This is a genomic window from Kribbella sp., from assembly GCF_035687465.1.
Classification (GTDB): domain Bacteria; phylum Actinomycetota; class Actinomycetes; order Propionibacteriales; family Kribbellaceae; genus Kribbella.
Map to the genome: position 1 here is coordinate 51,935 of NZ_DASRXP010000685.1, position 16,124 is coordinate 68,058.

The following is a 16,124-nucleotide window of genomic DNA, read 5'->3' on the forward strand; positions in this document are numbered from 1 at the left end:
GTCAGAGGCTGACGAGCAGTTCGTGGTCGATCTCCACGAACTCCACGATCAGATCGGCGAACTGCCCGGCGATCAGTTCCTTGTACGCCGACGAGCCGGTGTGCGCGTCGTACGCCGCCTGGTCGGCGAAATGTTCCACGAACAGCAGGTAATCCGGGTTCGCCGGATCGCGGTAGACGCGGAACGACAGGGTGCCCTCTTCCTGCCCAGGTCCCTGCGGCGCGAAGGCGAGCACGAGCTCCTCCGCCTTCGCCTGGTCGCCGTCCTTCAGCTTGATGGGAAACACCTTTGCGAGCACTTGAGTCCTCCTGGACCGAGTCGATGAGGACTCAAGACTCCCCCGCACCCGCACCCCACGTCTGGCCATATCCGGCCACCATGGTCACCCGTTCTGCTTCGGCCGGACATGCCGAAGGGCGGCCCCTTGCGGGACCGCCCTTCGTTTTGGTGCTGGGTGCGGCCGGCTAGTACCGGGCCGCGAAGGTCACTTGACGGTGACGGTGGCCCCGGCGCCCTCGAGGGCCTCCTTGGCCTTCTCCGCGGCGGCCTTGTCGACCTTCTCGAGGATGGCCTTCGGCGCGCTCTCGACGAGGTCCTTGGCCTCCTTCAGGCCGAGGCTCGTGAGGCCACGCACCTCCTTGATGACCTGGATCTTCTTGTCGCCGGCCGCCTCGAGGACGACGTCGAACTCGTCCTGCTCGAAAGCCTCTTCGGCAGCGGCGCCGGGGGCACCCGGGGCAGCGGCGACGGCGACGGGAGCAGCGGCGGTCACGCCGAACTCCTCCTCGAAGGCCTTCACGAACTCAGAGAGCTCGAGCAGGGTGAGTTCCTTGAACTGGCCGAGCAGCTCTTCGGTGCTGAGCTTCGCCATTTTGGCGGTCCTTCCGTAAGTGTCTTGCTAGCTGATGACTGAATGGGGTCCTGCGTGAGGTGATCTCGTCAGCTGTCGGCTGACGGGGTCTCCTCGGTGCTCGCCTCGGCAGGTGCTTCGGCCGGCGTGTCCTGCACGGCCGGAGCCTCGTCTGCCACGGGGGCAGCCTCGGCCGGCAGCTTGTCCTGCAGCGCCGCGAACAGGCGGGCAGCCTGAGCGAGCGGAGCAGCGAACAACGACACCGCTTGCTGCGGGGCCGCCTTCATCGCACCTGCGAGCTTCGCGAGGAGAACCTCACGCGACTCCAGGTCAGCGAGCTTGTTGATCTCGTCAGAGTCGAGTGCCTTGCCGTCCAGCACACCGCCCTTGATGACGAGAAGGGGATTGGCCTTGGCGAAGTCACGCAGCCCCTTGGCCGCGACCACCGGGTCGCCCTTGATGAAGGCGATGGCCGACGGACCCTGCAGCAGCGAGTCGAACGACTCCACTCCCGCGTCCTTGGCCGCGATCTTGGTCAGCGTGTTCTTCACCACGGCGTAGTTCACGTCGTCACCGAGCGTAGTGCGCAACTGCCGCAACTGCGCCACGGTGAGTCCGCGGTACTCGGTCAGCACGGCGCCGGTAGAGCTCTTGAAGTTCTCCGTGAGCTCTGCGACGTCGGCAGCCTTGTCCGGCCTCGCCATGGGTCTCCTTCCGCCTTGTCGATCGACAAGGTTGGGCTTCTTTGCCACACCGGCCAGGACCCTCAACATCGAAAACGCCCCTGCGCGGGCGCAAGGGCGTGAAAAACTCTCCACTACTTGTCACCTGCGCGGGCCGCCCACGAACTTGTGGGACCTTCAGTCGCTCCGGGAGCGACAACCAGCGGTCTTCGGCAGCCTCAAGAGTAACCGCCGGTGACGCCCGCACCAAATCCGGCTAGGGATCGACTGCTGGTGGGGCGACGGGGTGGGGTGGGATCCAGTGGCTCATGGCGGTGGCGGCGGCCCAGCCGGTGAGGCCTAGGACGAGGATCGCGGGGGCCAGGCCGGCCAGGGCGGTGACTGCGGCGAGGAGGAAGGGGCCGGCGGCGTTGCCGGTGTCGGCGAAGAGGCGGAAGGCGCCGAGGAACTGGGCTCGGCCGACCGGTGGGGAGGCGTCGGCGCCCAGCGTCATGATCACGCCGGCACCCAGACCGTTGCCGACGCCCATCAGGAGGGCGACCGCTGTCAACGCGTGGACGGAATGCGTCAGCGGTAAGAGGAGATGCGCCAGGCCCAGGACTGCCATGGACGGTACTGCGACCCACTTCCGGCCGAAGCGGTCCATCACGGAGCCGGCCGGATAGAAGAGCAGCATGTCGACCGCACCGGAGATGCCGAAGATCAGGCTGGTCGTCTGCGGATCCAGGCCGATGTGCTCGGCCCACAACGGGATCACGACCTGGCGGGATGCGCGTACTGCGCCGACGAGGAGAGCGCCGACGCCGAGTGTTCGTAGTACGGGGAGGTGGTCGCGGATCACCGTGCGGGTGGACTGCATGGCGACCGGCCGGGCCAGGCGGTTGCGGCGTACGGACTCGAGGTCGGGGAGGCTCGCCAGCACGGCGCAAGCAAGCAGGGCGGCGACCAGGTGGACCCAGTAGGCGCCGTCGGTGCCGAGGAAACGCATCACCAGGGCTCCCAGGAACGGGCCAACGAAAGAGCCGATGCGTTGGACGCCGCCGAGTGTCGACAGGGCGCGGGCTCGCAGCTGCAGCGGAACGGCTTCGCTCAGGTAGGCCTGGCGGGCAAGGCCCCAGACGGATGCGGCGAGTCCGGTGGCTCCGATCGCGAGGGCGAGTCCCCAAACCGTCGGGACCACCAGGCAGGCGACCAGCGCGACGGAGACGAGCAGAGTGGCCAGCAGCATGGCGCGGCGTTCGCCGATGCGGGTGGTGAGGGCGCCGGCGGGGATATCGCCGATCACCTGGCCGACACCGGCCGCGGCGACGACCAGGCTGGCTACGGCGAACGAGGCGCCGAGGTTGATGGCCGACAGGGCGATAACCGGAGCGATCGCGCCCTGCCCGATGCCATAGAGCAGCGCGGGCAGATAGACAGAGGGGGCGATCTTCCAGAGGCTCACCGGTTCCTGCATCGGCGGACTACCGGGCCGGTACAGCAGCGGGCGCGGTGGCGAGCGCTATGCAACGTTCGCGTACTGCGGTGGTGGCGCCGAGTAGTTCGGAAGCTGACCAAGCGGCCTGGGCGACCTGGTCACCTAGCTGGCTCAGGCGGTCCGGCGGCATCCGCAGTTCAGGACCGGAGAGGCTGAGGCAACCGACAGCCTGGCCGGAGAAGTCGAAGACCGCTGCAGCCACACTGCGGATCCCTGGAGTGCGCTCGGCCATGGACCGGGCATACCCGCTTCGCCGGGCCTCAGCCAACTGCGCAGCCAGTACTGCGGGATCAGTGATCGTCTGCGGTAGCACCTGTTCGAGCGGAACAGCCAGTACTGCGACCTGTTGCTCCCACGGCGCAAACGCGAGCAACACCTTGCCCGGCGCACCTTGCGGCAACGGGACCGGGATGCCGAACTCGGTGTACGTACGGCGCAACTGGTGATGGCTCTCAACCTGATCGAGTACTACGCGCTCCCCAGAGGGCAGCAACTCGTGCACCGCGGCAGTCTCCTCGGTGTCGTCACGCAGCGCTCGCAGTACGGGCATGGCCGCGTCCCGCAGGGTGTCGGGGATCCCGCCGCTGCGGGCCAGCTGGGCGACGAGCGGTCCGAGGGCATAGCGGCGGTCGACGGTCTGGCGGACCAGGCCGTTCGCCTGCATGGCCAGCAACAACCGGTGCACGGTACTGGTGGACAAGCCGGTCGCCCGGGCCAGATCGCTGATCCCCTGGTCCGGCCGCCGGGCGTCGAAGCAGCGCAGGATCGCCACCGCCCGATCGATCGATTGGACCGCGGTACGGCGCGGAGCCGCTGGATCACCTGACATACAGAGGCCCTCCGGATACAAGATCGGCAGCAGCATACGGGCCAATTTCCCACAACGCGAAGCCCTATCCCACGATGCGGGAAATCGCGACTGAGCGGAAGTCACCTGGCCCCTGCCTCTCAGAGGTTCCTGCCCCGGATCTACGGGTCTAGGCTGACAGCGCCCTGACGTCGCCCGAGTGGTCGAGTCAGGAGGGAGGGCGAACATCCCCGAGCGCCACGCCGACCGACCGCAGCGACTGGGCGGCACCGGCTCCAGCCGGTGATTTCATTCGGTCTTGCTCTGGGGAGGGGCAATGCGAAAGAGCAAAGCGGTTGCAGTCCTCATGATCCTCGGTGTCGGGGTGGCGACTCTGTCCACCGTGGGCACTACGCAAGCCGCACCTGCGGGTCGGTTCACCTATCAAGCCGGGCCCGGACATCCTCCGCTGTCCGGTGTGGCTGATCGAAGCCTTCTGACGGGAACCGAAGGGGTGCAGAGTTCGGCCGCCCGCCGTGCTCCGGGAAGCACCACCAGGTCGGACGACATCCAGGTCAACGGTGACAACAAGCGGGACCCGGGAGCCCAGCGACAGGGCAGCGGGGAGGGTTACCCCGCCAACGAGACGTCCATCGCCGTCAACCCCACCGATCGCAGAAACGTCATCGGCGGAGCGAATGACTACGAGCCCGCCGTGGACTCCGTGATGGGCATCTACGCATCCTTCGACGGTGGGAGGACGTGGCCGTACAGCGGGCACGCGCGACAGGTCATCACGCCGAGCCGCAAGATGCTCGGCTCAGGTGACCCCGTCATCGCCTTCGACCGCGAAGGGACCGCCTACGCCTCCTTCATCGCCTTCGGCCGCGACGACTGCGATTCGTATGTCGCGGCGATCCGCTCCGAGGACCAGGGCGTGACCTGGACGGTGCCGGTGGACTCGGTACCAGCCGACTCCGGGCTTGTGCTCGGCGACGGCATCGTCGTACACAACGGCGGGCCGGCGGACTGCCGCATCTTCCACGACAAGGAGTGGATGACCGCCGGGCCCCGCCCAGCAGGCGTTCCGCTGGTTCCGGGGACCGACCTGGGCAAGGTCAGCGCTGACCGTCTGTATGTCACCTGGACCAGATTCGACTTCGGTCCGGGCGGCCTGGGGTTCCTGGACGCACCGATCTTCCTCGCGTTCTCGGACGATCAGGGCAGGCACTGGTCGACGCCGGACGAGATCTCCGGTGCCTCCGCGGCGTTCTGCGGACCGCAGTCCGGCGACGCGGACCCACCGGCGTGCGACGAGGACCAGTTCTCGATTCCCGTGGTCGATCCACGGACCGGCAGGCTGTACGTCGCTTTCGAAAACTTCAACACGCCCGGCGATGCGGCCAATGCGCCGGGCAGCGTCGGCCAGTATCTGTTGGTCCGCTCTGACGATGGCGGCCAGACCTTCTCCGATCCCGTTCGGATCACGGGTGTGGTCGACGGCTCGGGTTCGTACCCCGTCTGCGCGGACAGGCAAACGCTGGACAACATGTGCGCCAGGGTCAATGCGAACGGGAACATCGACGTGGACGCCAGGACCGGGGCCTTGTACCTTGCGTGGGCCGACAACCGGAACGGCACGGCCACCGACACGAACGTCGACGTCTTCGTGACGAGATCATCCAACGGTGGACAGACCTGGAGCCCGGCCAGGCAGGTCAGCACGAACCGGGACGACCAGTTCTTCCCCTGGCTGTCGGTGTCGCCGGCAGGGATTGTCGCTGTCGCCTACTTCGATCGCGGGTTCGCCCATCCGTTGATCGACACATCGCTGGCTCAGTCCACCAACGGCGGATCGACGTGGTCGGTCAGGAGGGTCAGCGAGGTCTCCTGGAGTCCCGACCTGGCATTCAGGACCGGGGTCTTCATCGGTGACTACAACAGCCTGGACACCACCGCGACCGCGGCGCTGCCGTTCTGGACCGACGCGCGATTCGCCGAGCCCGACGTACCTGGCAACAACCCACCGCACCAACAGTCGGACGTGATGGTCGACGTCGAACCCCTGCGCCAGCGGTAGGAGTGCGGCTGGCCCAGGGCAGGGCGGCTCAGCAGAACCGTGCCTGCCCTGGGTCAGATCGTTTCGATGCCGAAGGTTCGTAGTTTGCGGTAGAGGGAGGACCGGGCGATGCCCAGAGCGGCGGCGGCCTGGACCCGGTTGCCGTCCGCGTCGTGCAACGCCTGGACGATCGCGTCGCGCTCGACTGCCTCGAGGCCGGTGAGCTGGCGGCGGGCGGAATTGTGGCAGTAGCCGGGGAGGTCCTCGGGCTGGAGTTCGCCGACCGGGCGCTTGCCGATGGCCGCTCGGAGCGCCTCCTCCAGTTGGTGGATGTTCCGCGGCCACGAGTAGCCGCAGATCACCCGCATCGCCGCCGGGCTGACGCGGCGTTCGCGCAGCGGGGAGAGCTTGGCGAGCACCTGCGTCACCACGATCGGGATGTCCTCGGTCCGGTGGCGCAGCGGCGGCAAGGTGGTGGCGTGCTCGAAGTGCACCAGCGCATCGCGGAACGGCAACTCCGAGTCGACGCTCGCGTTCGACAACGTGGCCGCGACGTACGCCGGGCTCTCGCTGTCGGCCAACGCCATCAGGAAGGTGTTCAGCCGATCCACCCCTTCGGTGGACAGGGCATCGAGGTTGCGGAAGATCCACAGCGTCGGAAGGGTGACGGATTCCAGTGCCTCCTCGGCATTGCCGTACGAGTCCTTCGACAACTCGGCGGCATCGATCAGCATGCTGCGGCCGTCCGGCGTGACGCTGTGGTACATCTCGGCGACCAGCGAGAACTTGCCTGTGCCGGTCTCGCCGATGACCAGCAGCGACTGGTGCTGCGCGAGCGCGGACGCGATCTCCGCACACGCTCGCTTCCAGAGCGGGGACTGGCCACTGCTGCTGAGCTTCTTGAAGCCGGCCAGTGGATGCCGGACGGAGGATGTGTCCGACCGCGCTGGTGTCGCGGCGGAGATGACCGACGGCAGTTCGCCTGCTGGGGCAGGGGTTTCGAGGGTCCGCAGAGCCACCTCGACCACCACGCCCGCCACGTCCTGGCTCACGAGCACGCGGGTCCCGCGCATCCGGACGACCCTGCCGGTCGGGAGCTCGATCTCGTCGACCACCTTGTCGGGCCGCGTCCCGAGGTACCGCATGTGCTCCTGGATCGAGCGCTGCTCAGTGGCGTCGAAGAGCGCCTGCGCGACCGCGTTCGCCATCACCACGCTGCCACCGATCGCCACCACCGCGCCCCGGGTCCGCGAGTCCACCCGGACGAAGGTCTCGAACACCGCCTGCTGGAGGCGGCTGCGGTCGAGCAGCAGGTTCCGCTCGATCTGCTGGGCCGCCGATCGGACCAAGGAATGCATCAGCGGGTTGGAATGCTCCGCCAGGCAACTGATGTCGAGGACACCCTCGATCTGACCACTCAGCGGGTCCCGGATCGGTGCTCCGGCACAGGCGAAGGGCTGCAGCCGTTGGTGGAAATGCTGGGCGCCGACCACGTGGACCGACCGCCCCGCTTCGAAGACGGTTCCCACGCCGTTCGTCCCGACATCCGTCTCGGCATACCCGAAACCGGACGCGAACGAGATGTCGTCGAGGCGTGCCCCGACCGCGGGACTCGTGTCGAGCCGGGTGAGGAGCCTGGCCTTGCTGTCGGTCAGCGCGATGCTCAGCGGGATGTCCGAGGTGTCCTCGCTGAGCCGGTCGAGGATCGGCTGCGAGCAGCGGACCAGGCGCGACGACGTGTCCAGATCACTGAAGTACTCCGCCCGCACCTGGTCCGGATCCACGCCCGCCTGGACGGACCGTTGCCAGGAGGCAGCCACCACCGCCGGGACATCGCGAAACGCGGCCGTGCCCGAGGCGAGGAAGTCCGCCCGGGCGGCCGCGATCTGCCGGCTCTGGTCGGTGGGGTCCAAGGTTGTGCCTTCCACCACCCACCTTGTCCGAATCTGAGACAGCGCGCCAGTCCTCGGACACTGTGAACTGGTAAGCGCAAACTCCTGGGCCCAGGCTGCCAACGACGTCCCTGGGCCTGGGAGCCAACAGTCGAGCCGTCAGTCCAGCACGGCGAGCGCGTCGATCTCGACGAGCATCTGCTCCAGCGGGAGCCCGGTGAAGACGGTGGTCCGGGACGGCAGCACGCCGCTCGGGCAGCGCGGGCCGACGAACTCGCCGTACGCCTCGTTCATCGGGACGAAGTCGTCGCGGGTGGTCAGGTAGACGCGCAGCATCACCACGTCGTCGAAGCTCCCACCGCCGGCCGTCAGGACGGCCTCGATGTTCTGCAGCACCCGGGTCGTCTGCGCCTTCACGTCACCTTCGAACACGAACCCGCCGGTCGCCGGATCGACCGAGCCCTGACCCGACACCTGCAGGATGTTGCCCTTGCGCACCCCCTGGGAGAACACGGGCATCGGCGCGGGCGCCTCGGTGGTGGAGACGGCGGTCTTGTCGGACATGCAGGGTTCCTCTTTCGTCGGTTGTAGTCGTCGCGGCAGTTGTTGCAGTCGCTCAGTTGTTGTAGTCGGCACCGATCGCCGCCGTGGTGGCCAGCAACTCGGGCAACAGTTCGAGCACCTGGTCATAGTTGAGCAGGAGGTCCGGTACGGAGACGGACACGGCCCCCACCACCCGGCCGGAGCGCTCGGTGATCGGAGCACCGATGCAGTTGATGAAGGACTCGTGCTCGGCCCGGTCGTGCGCCCAGCCCTGCTCTCGCACCTTGTCCAGCTCGTCCCGCAGTTGGTCCGGCCCGCCGATCGTGTTCGGCGTGAACTGGTGATACTCGATCGTGGCCAGCAGGGCCTCGCGCTGCCGCTTCGGCTGGGCCGCGAGCAGCACCTTGCCGACAGCTGTGCAGTGCAGGGCCGCGGGCACACCGACCTGCGAATACATCCGCACCGACTGCACGCTGTCGAGCTTGTCGATGTAGATGACCTGCCCGTTCTCGTACGCCGCGAGGTGCACCGTCTGCCCGGTCCGCTGGTTCAACTGCCGCAGGTGCGGCCCAGCAACAGCCCGTACTGCGTGCTGCTCGCGGGCCGCATCCGCCAAGGAGAACAGCCGGGAACCCAATCGGTACCGGTGCGCCTCGTCCCGCCGGACGAACCGCTCGGCCTCCATGGTCCGCAGTAGGCGCAGCACTGTGGTCTTGTGCACCTCCAGCTCGGCCGCGAGCTGGTCCAGCGAGCGCTCCCCCTCTCCCAGGCTGACCAGGATCTGCAGGGCTCTAGCCAGACTCTGACTCACACTGCACCTCCTACCAGCGCAGGCGAACTGATGCCGCCCGGACCTACCTGCGTCCCCGCCCAGTCCTCGTCCGAGCAGCTCAGCAGTGCTCGTCGGACAGCGGGTTCCGGTGGAGCCGCATGATCATCCGGCACAGCAAGCACAGCCGCCGCACTCAGGTGCCCCAGCCGCAGCCGCTGCTCCATCGGCAAACCCTGCAGCGTCCCGGCCAAGTACCCAGCGGCGAACGCATCTCCGGCGCCGACAGGCTCGACCACCTCGACAGAGAGCGCCGGGACCTCCGTACGACGTCCGCCCGGCTCCAGCGCGAGTGCCACATGGGCATCGGACTTCAGCACGATCGTGGAACGCGGCCCGAGCAACTCCCGCAGCCTGGCGGGGTCGCTGGTCCCAGCGAAGAGCATCGCCTCATCCGCACCGATCAGCACGACATCGGCAGCACGCAGCAACCGCCACAGTGGCGCCGGATCGGTGTCACGCCACAGCGCCGGTCGCCAGTTGAGATCCACGCTCAGCGTGAAGCCCAAGGTGTCCCGGAGAGCTGCCAAGCGATCCAGTAGCGCAGCAGCAGTCGCAGAGATAGCCGCGGTGATCCCGGTGGTGTGGACGAGCTCAGCACCAACCAGGCGATTCCGCACGGCCGGCCGATCCAGGAAGCCCGCATCCATGGCGGCTGCGGCCGAACCAGAGCGGTAGTAGTGCATTCGTGTCCGACCACCGATGGTGTGCTTCACATAGAGACCGGTTGGCCGGACCGGGTCGTCCTCGACCCCGCCGACCTCGACTCCGCGAGCCGCCAGGTCACGCAGTACATGCCGACCGAAGCCGTCCGCGCCGAGCCGGGAGATCCAGCCGGTCGGGATGTCGAGCGCGGCCAGCCCGCCGGCCACGTTGCACTCCGCACCGCCGACGGACCGCCGGAACGTCTCGACATCCTCCAGCGGCGCACCGGTCTCGGCGGCGAGCATGATCATCGCCTCGCCCAGGCAGACTGCTCGAGGCACCAGGTCGACCATCGGCGAGATCCTCTCGAGCGGGCGCCGGCGAGTGATGTGATCCCGGTCGCTGGCGTTGACGGAAGTTCTGGCGCGATGCTACAACCGACACATCAGAATGCGCAACGCACGTTGCAGATAACGCAATGAGAAGGGTTCCGCATGACAGCCTCCTACGATGCCGCCGCCGTCGCAGCCCTGTCGGAGCGGCAGGTGAGTTGGCAGGACAAGGCGCTGCCGCCCGCATTCTGGGGCCGGACGGTCGCCGACGTGCTCGCCGACAAACCCCGGCTCTCCAACCTGCCGACCCCGCTGCTCACCCTGTCGGCTCCCGGTCTGCAGCACAACGTGGCCACGTTGGCCCGCTGGTGCGCCGAGCACGGAGTCGAGCTCGCGCCGCACGGCAAGACCACGATGGCTCCGGCGCTCTGGGCGTCCCAGCTCGACGCCGGCGCCTGGGCGATCACCCTCGCGAACGGCTTCCAGCTCGGCGTTGCCCGGACCTACGGCGTCAGCCGGGTGATGATCGCGAACTCCGTCATCTCGCCCCTGCAACTGCGCTGGATCGCGGACGAGCTCGCGGCCGACGAGGCCTTCGAGGTGCTCGTCTGGGCCGACTCCGTCCGCACGGTCGAGCTCCTCGAGGCGGCACGGTCCGAGTACGTCGGCCCCGGGGCCAGGCGACTCGACGTACTGGTGGAGGTCGGGGGCGCAGGCGGGCGGACCGGTGCGCGGGATGCCGCGACCGCACACGCTGTCGGAGAGGCGATCGCACAGTCGTCGACCCTGCGGTTGGCGGGCGTCGCCGGGTACGAAGGGGCGATCGCGCACGGCGCGGACGAGGCCGGCCTCGAACATGTCCGGGCGTATCTCCGCGACCTCGCCGCGGTCCACTCCGGCTTCGAGGACCTGTACGACGCTGATGTGGTCCCTGTTGTCAGCGCCGGCGGCAGCGCGTACTTCGAGCAGGTGGCCCAGGTCCTCGGCCCGCTCGGCGAGACCGGCGCCCGGGTGGTCCTCCGGTCCGGCGCGTACATCGCGCACGACGACGGCTACTACCGCGACGTCTCCCCCCTCGGCGCCACCCCCCGGACCGACGGCGACCGCCTGGTCCCGGCGATGCACGGCTGGATCCGGATCACCTCACAACCCGAGCCGGGACTGGCCATCTTCGATGCGGGCAAGAGAGATCTGCCCTTCGACGAGGGTCTGCCGGAGCCGCAACTGCTGCGGCCGAGATCGGCCGAGGAGCCGGTGCGGACCCTCGAAGGGATGACGGTGACCAAGCTGAACGACCAGCACGGGTTCCTGCACTTCGAGGGCGACGGGGCGCTGGTGATCGGGGACGAACTGCGGGTCGGGCTGTCCCACCCGTGTACGGCGTTCGACAAGTGGGGCCTGATCCCGGTCATCGACGACCCGGATGCGGACGACCCGGTCGTGGTCGACCTCGTCCGCACCTTCTTCTAAAGGAGTTCTCGATGACAGAGCTTCTGATCACCGGCGCGACCGTGCTGGACGGCTCCGGTACTGCGGGCTTCCGCGCGGACGTCGCCGTGGACCACGGCCGAATCGTGGCCATTGGCAACGACTTGACCGCGGCGGACCGGACGATCGATGCGACGGGGCTGGTGCTGTGCCCGGGATTCATCGACATGCACGCGCATTCCGATCTCCAGATCCTCGCGAACCCGGATCACACGGCGAAGGTCAGCCAAGGCGTCACCCTGGAGGTGCTCGGCCAGGACGGACTGTCGTTCGCCCCGATCGACGCTCCCACCCGGGCCGCCGTACGCCGCCAGATCGCCGGCTGGAACGGTGAGCCGGACGACTTCGACTTCTCCTGGGACAGCGTCGCCGGGTACCTCGATCGTTTGGACCAGGGGATCGCCTGCAACGCGGCGTACCTGGTCCCGCAGGGAACGCTGCGGATGATGGTGGTCGGCACCACCAACCGACCGGCCACGCCGGCGGAACTCGACGAGATGAAGAGGTTGCTCGCCGCGGGACTCGAGCAGGGCGCCGCGGGGATGAGCAGTGGCCTGACGTACACACCCGGCATGTTCGCCGACACTCACGAACTGGTTGAGCTGTGCCGCGTGATCGCGGAGTACGGCGGCTACTACAGCCCGCACCAGCGGTCCTACGGCAAGGGCGCGCTGGAGGCGTACGGCGAGATGATCGAGGTCGCCCGTCAGTCCGGCTGCGCACTGCATCTCACCCACGCCACGATGAACTTCGAGCCGAATCGCGGCCGCGGGGTCGACCTGCTGGCGATGATCGACGAGGCGCTGGCCGACGGCGTCGACATCACCACCGACACCTATCCCTATTTGCCTGGGGCAACCACTTTGGCGGCGATCCTGCCGAGCTGGACGGCGGAAGGCGGCCCGGACGCCCTGTTAGCCCGGCTCGTCGATCCGGCCGACCGCGAGCGGATCACCTACGAACTGGAGCAGGTCGGCACCGACGGCTGCCACGGCTGTGTGACCGACTGGAACACCATCGAGATCGGCGGCGTGAAGAGCCCGACGCTCGAAGGTGCGGTCGGCAACACTGTGGCCGCGATTGCCGCCGGGATCGGCAAGGCGCCGTCCTGGGTGTTCTTCGATCTGCTGGTCCGGGACAACCTGGCCACCACGATCCTGCAGCACGTCGGCCACGAGGAGAACGTGCAGGCGATCATGCAGCACCGAACCCACACGGGTGGTTCGGACGCGATCCTGGTCGGCGGCAAGCCGCATCCGCGAGCCTGGGGGACGTTCCCCCGGTATCTCGCCCACTACGTCCGCGAGCTTGGTGTGCTCGAGTTGGCCGACTGCATCCACCATCTGACCGGGCGGCCGGCCCGCCGGCTGAAACTGACCGATCGCGGGCTGATCCGCGAGGGATACCACGCGGACCTGGTGCTCTTCGATCCCGCGACCGTGCGGGACACCGCCACTTTTGATGAGCCACGCCGGCAGGCCGAGGGAATCCCGTGGGTGCTCGTCGGTGGTGTCCCCGTGATCGCCGACGGACGGCGTACCGACGCTTTGCCCGGGCGCGCGATCCGCCGTACCGCTACTTCTTCTGCCGAAGGGACACCATCTTGACCACCCTGGACCTGCTCCGCGAGGACCGCGTACTGAGCGTCGTGCGGGCGCCGGAGATCGGCGACGCGCGCGACCTGTGCGCGGCACTCGTTGCCGGAGGCATCCATGTGATCGAACTGACGTTCACCACCCCGGACCTGCCGCGGCACCTCGAACGGGCCGCCTCAGGAGACACCGGAGCCGTGGTCGGCGCCGGCACGGTCCAGACGGCAGCACAGGCCCGTACTGCGGTGGAGGCGGGCGCCGCCTTCCTGGTAACGCCGGGGCAGGGTCCCGAAGCGGCGGCTGTGGTCGCCACCGCGCACGATGCCGGGGTGCCGATCGTGCTGGGTGCGTTCACGCCGTCCGAGGTGATGACCGCCCTGGCGCTCGGCTCGGACGCGGTGAAGATCTTCCCGGCGCACCACCTCGGACCGAAGTACCTGAAAGACCTCAGCGGTCCGTTCCCCGGCGTACCGCTGGTTCCGTCCGGCGGTGTGAACGCCGGCAACGCACGTCAGTTCCTCGACGCCGGCGCCCTCGCGGTCAGTGCCGGAACCGACGTGGTGTCCCCCGCCGACGTCGCGGCCGGCCGTTGGGCCGAGATCACCGCCAAGGCCACCAGCTTCTGCTCAGCGTTGCGCTGAAGATCCGCCCCGCCCCTTCGCCCCTTCGGAGTATCCCCATGTCCGATGCCATCGACTGGCTGCAGACCAGCACGCCCGGTCTGCTGTTGCTTTGCCTGGTAGCCATTGCCCTGCTGCTCTTCCTGATCATCAGGATCAAGCTCGAACCCTTCATCTCACTGCTCGCCACCGGTCTGTTCCTGGCGCTGGCGGCCGGCCTGAACGTCCGCACCATCGTCGGTACGGCGCTCAAGTCGAGTGATTCCGTGCTGGAGAAGGGGTTCGGGGGCATCCTCGGCCACATCGCGGTGATCATCGGCCTCGGCACCGTGCTCGGTGCGCTGCTCGAACGCTCCGGCGGCGCCGACGTCCTGAGTCGCCGGTTGCTGAAACTGTTCGGGCCGAAGGGCACCCCGATCGCGATGGGCCTGGTCGGCCTGATCTTCGGTATCCCGGTCTTCTTCGACATCGGCATCTTCGTCCTCGCACCACTCGTGTACGTCGCGGCGAAGCGTGGCGGGAAGTCCCTGGTGCTGTACGCGCTGCCGGTCCTCGCAGGCCTCTCGATGACGCACGCCTTCCTGCCACCACACCCGGGTCCGACCGCGGTCGCGGGGTTACTGCATGTCGACATGGGTTGGCTGATCATCATCGGGCTGGCCTGTGGCCTGCCCGCCTTCGCGGTGGCCGGCATCCTCTGGCCGATCTACATCGCCCCGCGCGTCCCCGTCGTTGTACCCGACGAGTTCCTCGTTGCTGTTGATGAGGAGGGCGAGACGAAGGCGCCGCCGTCGCTCGGCCTGGTGATGGCGGTCATCCTGCTGCCGCTGGTACTGATCCTCGGCGCGACCTTCGGCACGCTGATCCTCGATCCGCAACGGGATCTGCTGAGCGTGCTCACCTTCCTGGGCAACCCGGCGGTGGCGCTGCTGATCGCAGTACTGCTCGCCTACATCCTCCTCGGCGCGCGCCGAGGGATGACCGCCGCGGAGTTCAGCGAACTGAGCAGCAACTCGCTCCGGCCGGTCGGCATGATCCTGCTCGTGGTCGGCGCAGGCGCCTTCTTCGGAGCGGTCATCTCCGCCACCGGCGTCGGCGCGGCCCTCGCAAAGAGTCTGTCCAGCGCGGGGCTCCCCGTACTGCTTCTCGCGTACGTCATCTCATGCGGGCTGCGGATCGCACAGGGCTCCGCAACAGTCGCGATCGTAACGACGGGCGGCATCGTCGGCCCACTGCTCACCACCGACAACTACTCCCAGGCCCACCTGGCCCTGATCGCAGCCGCCATCTGCGCCGGCTCGATCATCCTCAGCCACGTGAACGACGGCGGCTTCTGGATCGTCGCCAAGTACTTCAACATGACCGTCAAACAAACCCTCCTAACCTGGTCCGTCCTGGAAACCATCCTTTCCTTAGTCGGCTTCGCCATGGCCGCGTTGCTCTGGGCAATCATCTGACCCGCCCCCAAGGACCACCCGGTACACCGCAAGCCGGTACTCCGCGTCGCCACGGTCAAGCTGGTTCGTGGGTGCATAGGTGTGGGTGGTTCGCGTCGCCGGGCTGCGTGATGGTGCTAGTCGCGGCGAGGTGAGTCAAGGGCGCTTCGCGGCCCTGCGGGCTCGAACAAGTTCGACCCTTGACACACCTCACCACGACCAGTGAAAGACGCAGCTACGCCCGGAGCCGCTGAGAAGAACGGCCACAATTCGGGTGGATCCGTGAGCGGTGCCGCCCGGGTGCCTCGCCGAGGGCGTCGGCCGGTGATCCCCGAGTTCCGGTACGCTTGGTGCTCCTCCGGTGACCTCGTGCACCGGCCCGCCCCGCTCGCGCAAACTCTCGCCGAGCCACCGGCACCAACGCCCGGTGTCCCGACCGACAGGCAATGGTCGCCCCGCCACCCCTCCCGGACCACTGCGCCCGCCTGACCTGCGCGACCACCGCCCCGATCCGACCACCACTACCTGTCGGTCGGCACACCAACCACCCCCCATGCCACCTGACGGTCCCAGCGCACCACCAGACGGAACAACACCCAGCCCAACCCACAGCGTGGAAACAAATTGCCACGGAGAGACAAAGATCCTCCACACCGTGCACCCCGACCCCCCAAACGACACGACGGGACCACCTCGGCCAGACGGAATCCCCGGCATCAGCTCACACCTTCACGCCGGGACCACCCGGGCGGACGGAATCACCGGAGGCAGCTCATACCTCTGCGCGGGATCCGCGTAGCTGCGTCCTTCCCTGGTCGACGGGGTGCGGGTCAAGGGTCGAAACTTGTTTCGAGCCCGAAGGGCCGCGAAGCGCCCTTGACGCGCACCCCG

14 protein-coding genes are annotated in these 16,124 nt (G+C 68.0%); 5 read left to right on the forward strand and 9 right to left on the reverse strand.

All coding sequences use genetic code 11. The features are described from left to right. Position 1 precedes the first annotated feature (1 nt). From VFG33_RS37040 to VFG33_RS37060, 5 genes are all read right to left on the reverse strand, one after another. The gene (locus VFG33_RS37040) at positions 2-298 is read right to left on the reverse strand and encodes a putative quinol monooxygenase (protein WP_325057693.1); all 297 of its coding nucleotides are present in this window, start codon (positions 296-298) and stop codon (positions 2-4) included. Positions 299-484: 186 nt separating this feature from the next. Beyond that, entirely contained in the window at positions 485-871 is a 387-nt protein-coding gene (rplL, locus tag VFG33_RS37045) for a 50S ribosomal protein L7/L12 (RefSeq protein ID WP_325057694.1), read from the reverse strand. 68 nt (positions 872-939) lie between these two features. Further along, entirely contained in the window at positions 940-1,554 is a 615-nt protein-coding gene (gene rplJ, locus VFG33_RS37050) for a 50S ribosomal protein L10 (protein ID WP_325057695.1), read from the reverse strand. A gap of 235 nt (positions 1,555-1,789) precedes the next feature. After that, a complete protein-coding gene (locus VFG33_RS37055) occupies positions 1,790-2,977 on the reverse strand; it encodes an MFS transporter (RefSeq protein WP_325057696.1) in 1,188 nt (395 codons plus the stop codon). Between the two features lie 19 nt (positions 2,978-2,996). Continuing rightward, complete coding sequence (locus VFG33_RS37060) at positions 2,997-3,875, reverse strand: IclR family transcriptional regulator (protein ID WP_325057697.1); 879 nt, start codon at positions 3,873-3,875, stop codon at positions 2,997-2,999. Between the two features lie 436 nt (positions 3,876-4,311). Here VFG33_RS37060 and VFG33_RS37065 point away from each other — a divergent pair, with 436 nt between their 5' ends. Continuing rightward, entirely contained in the window at positions 4,312-5,877 is a 1,566-nt protein-coding gene (locus VFG33_RS37065) for a sialidase family protein (protein ID WP_325057698.1), read from the forward strand. A gap of 53 nt (positions 5,878-5,930) precedes the next feature. On the opposite strand, the gene VFG33_RS37070 is transcribed toward VFG33_RS37065, so the two are convergent. From VFG33_RS37070 to VFG33_RS37085, 4 genes are all read right to left on the reverse strand, one after another. Further along, a complete protein-coding gene (locus tag VFG33_RS37070; protein WP_325057699.1) occupies positions 5,931-7,784 on the reverse strand; it encodes a sigma-54-dependent Fis family transcriptional regulator in 1,854 nt (617 codons plus the stop codon). A gap of 123 nt (positions 7,785-7,907) precedes the next feature. Beyond that, a complete protein-coding gene (locus VFG33_RS37075) occupies positions 7,908-8,312 on the reverse strand; it encodes a RidA family protein (RefSeq protein ID WP_325057700.1) in 405 nt (134 codons plus the stop codon). Positions 8,313-8,364: 52 nt separating this feature from the next. Next, the gene (locus VFG33_RS37080) at positions 8,365-9,102 is read right to left on the reverse strand and encodes an IclR family transcriptional regulator (protein ID WP_325057701.1); all 738 of its coding nucleotides are present in this window, start codon (positions 9,100-9,102) and stop codon (positions 8,365-8,367) included. After that, positions 9,099-10,118 carry a sugar kinase gene (locus VFG33_RS37085; protein ID WP_325057702.1) on the reverse strand — a complete coding sequence of 340 codons (1,020 nt, stop codon included), beginning with the start codon at positions 10,116-10,118 and terminating at the stop codon, positions 9,099-9,101. The genes VFG33_RS37080 and VFG33_RS37085 overlap by 4 nt, the downstream gene beginning before the upstream one ends. Before the next feature lie 141 nt (positions 10,119-10,259). On the opposite strand from VFG33_RS37085, the gene VFG33_RS37090 reads away from it, so the two are divergent. Genes VFG33_RS37090 through VFG33_RS37105 form a run of 4 tightly spaced genes read left to right on the forward strand, consistent with a single transcriptional unit; the run spans position 10,260 to position 15,254 of the window. After that, a complete protein-coding gene (locus VFG33_RS37090) occupies positions 10,260-11,567 on the forward strand; it encodes a type III PLP-dependent enzyme domain-containing protein (protein WP_325057703.1) in 1,308 nt (435 codons plus the stop codon). An 11-nt stretch (positions 11,568-11,578) separates the two neighbouring features. Next, a complete protein-coding gene (locus tag VFG33_RS37095) occupies positions 11,579-13,192 on the forward strand; it encodes an N-acyl-D-amino-acid deacylase family protein (protein WP_325057704.1) in 1,614 nt (537 codons plus the stop codon). Next, entirely contained in the window at positions 13,189-13,818 is a 630-nt protein-coding gene (locus VFG33_RS37100) for a bifunctional 4-hydroxy-2-oxoglutarate aldolase/2-dehydro-3-deoxy-phosphogluconate aldolase (protein ID WP_325057705.1), read from the forward strand. The genes VFG33_RS37095 and VFG33_RS37100 overlap by 4 nt, the downstream gene beginning before the upstream one ends. A 38-nt stretch (positions 13,819-13,856) precedes the next feature. Then, positions 13,857-15,254, forward strand: a complete 1,398-nt coding sequence (locus VFG33_RS37105) for a GntP family permease (protein ID WP_325057706.1) — start codon at positions 13,857-13,859, stop codon at positions 15,252-15,254. Positions 15,255-16,124 lie beyond the last annotated feature (870 nt).

What these genes read in the sequence shown, in the direction of transcription:
- VFG33_RS37075 (WP_325057700.1), bottom strand. Translation starts at nt 8,312, where the DNA reads ATGTCCGACAAGACCGCCGTCTCCACCACCGAGGCGCCCGCGCCGATG.
- VFG33_RS37060 (WP_325057697.1), bottom strand. Translation starts at nt 3,875, where the DNA reads ATGCTGCTGCCGATCTTGTATCCGGAGGGCCTCTGTATGTCAGGTGAT.
- rplL (WP_325057694.1), bottom strand. Translation starts at nt 871, where the DNA reads ATGGCGAAGCTCAGCACCGAAGAGCTGCTCGGCCAGTTCAAGGAACTC.
- VFG33_RS37090 (WP_325057703.1), top strand. Translation starts at nt 10,260, where the DNA reads ATGACAGCCTCCTACGATGCCGCCGCCGTCGCAGCCCTGTCGGAGCGG.
- VFG33_RS37105 (WP_325057706.1), top strand. Translation starts at nt 13,857, where the DNA reads ATGTCCGATGCCATCGACTGGCTGCAGACCAGCACGCCCGGTCTGCTG.
- VFG33_RS37095 (WP_325057704.1), top strand. Translation starts at nt 11,579, where the DNA reads ATGACAGAGCTTCTGATCACCGGCGCGACCGTGCTGGACGGCTCCGGT.
- rplJ (WP_325057695.1), bottom strand. Translation starts at nt 1,554, where the DNA reads ATGGCGAGGCCGGACAAGGCTGCCGACGTCGCAGAGCTCACGGAGAAC.
- VFG33_RS37085 (WP_325057702.1), bottom strand. Translation starts at nt 10,118, where the DNA reads ATGGTCGACCTGGTGCCTCGAGCAGTCTGCCTGGGCGAGGCGATGATC.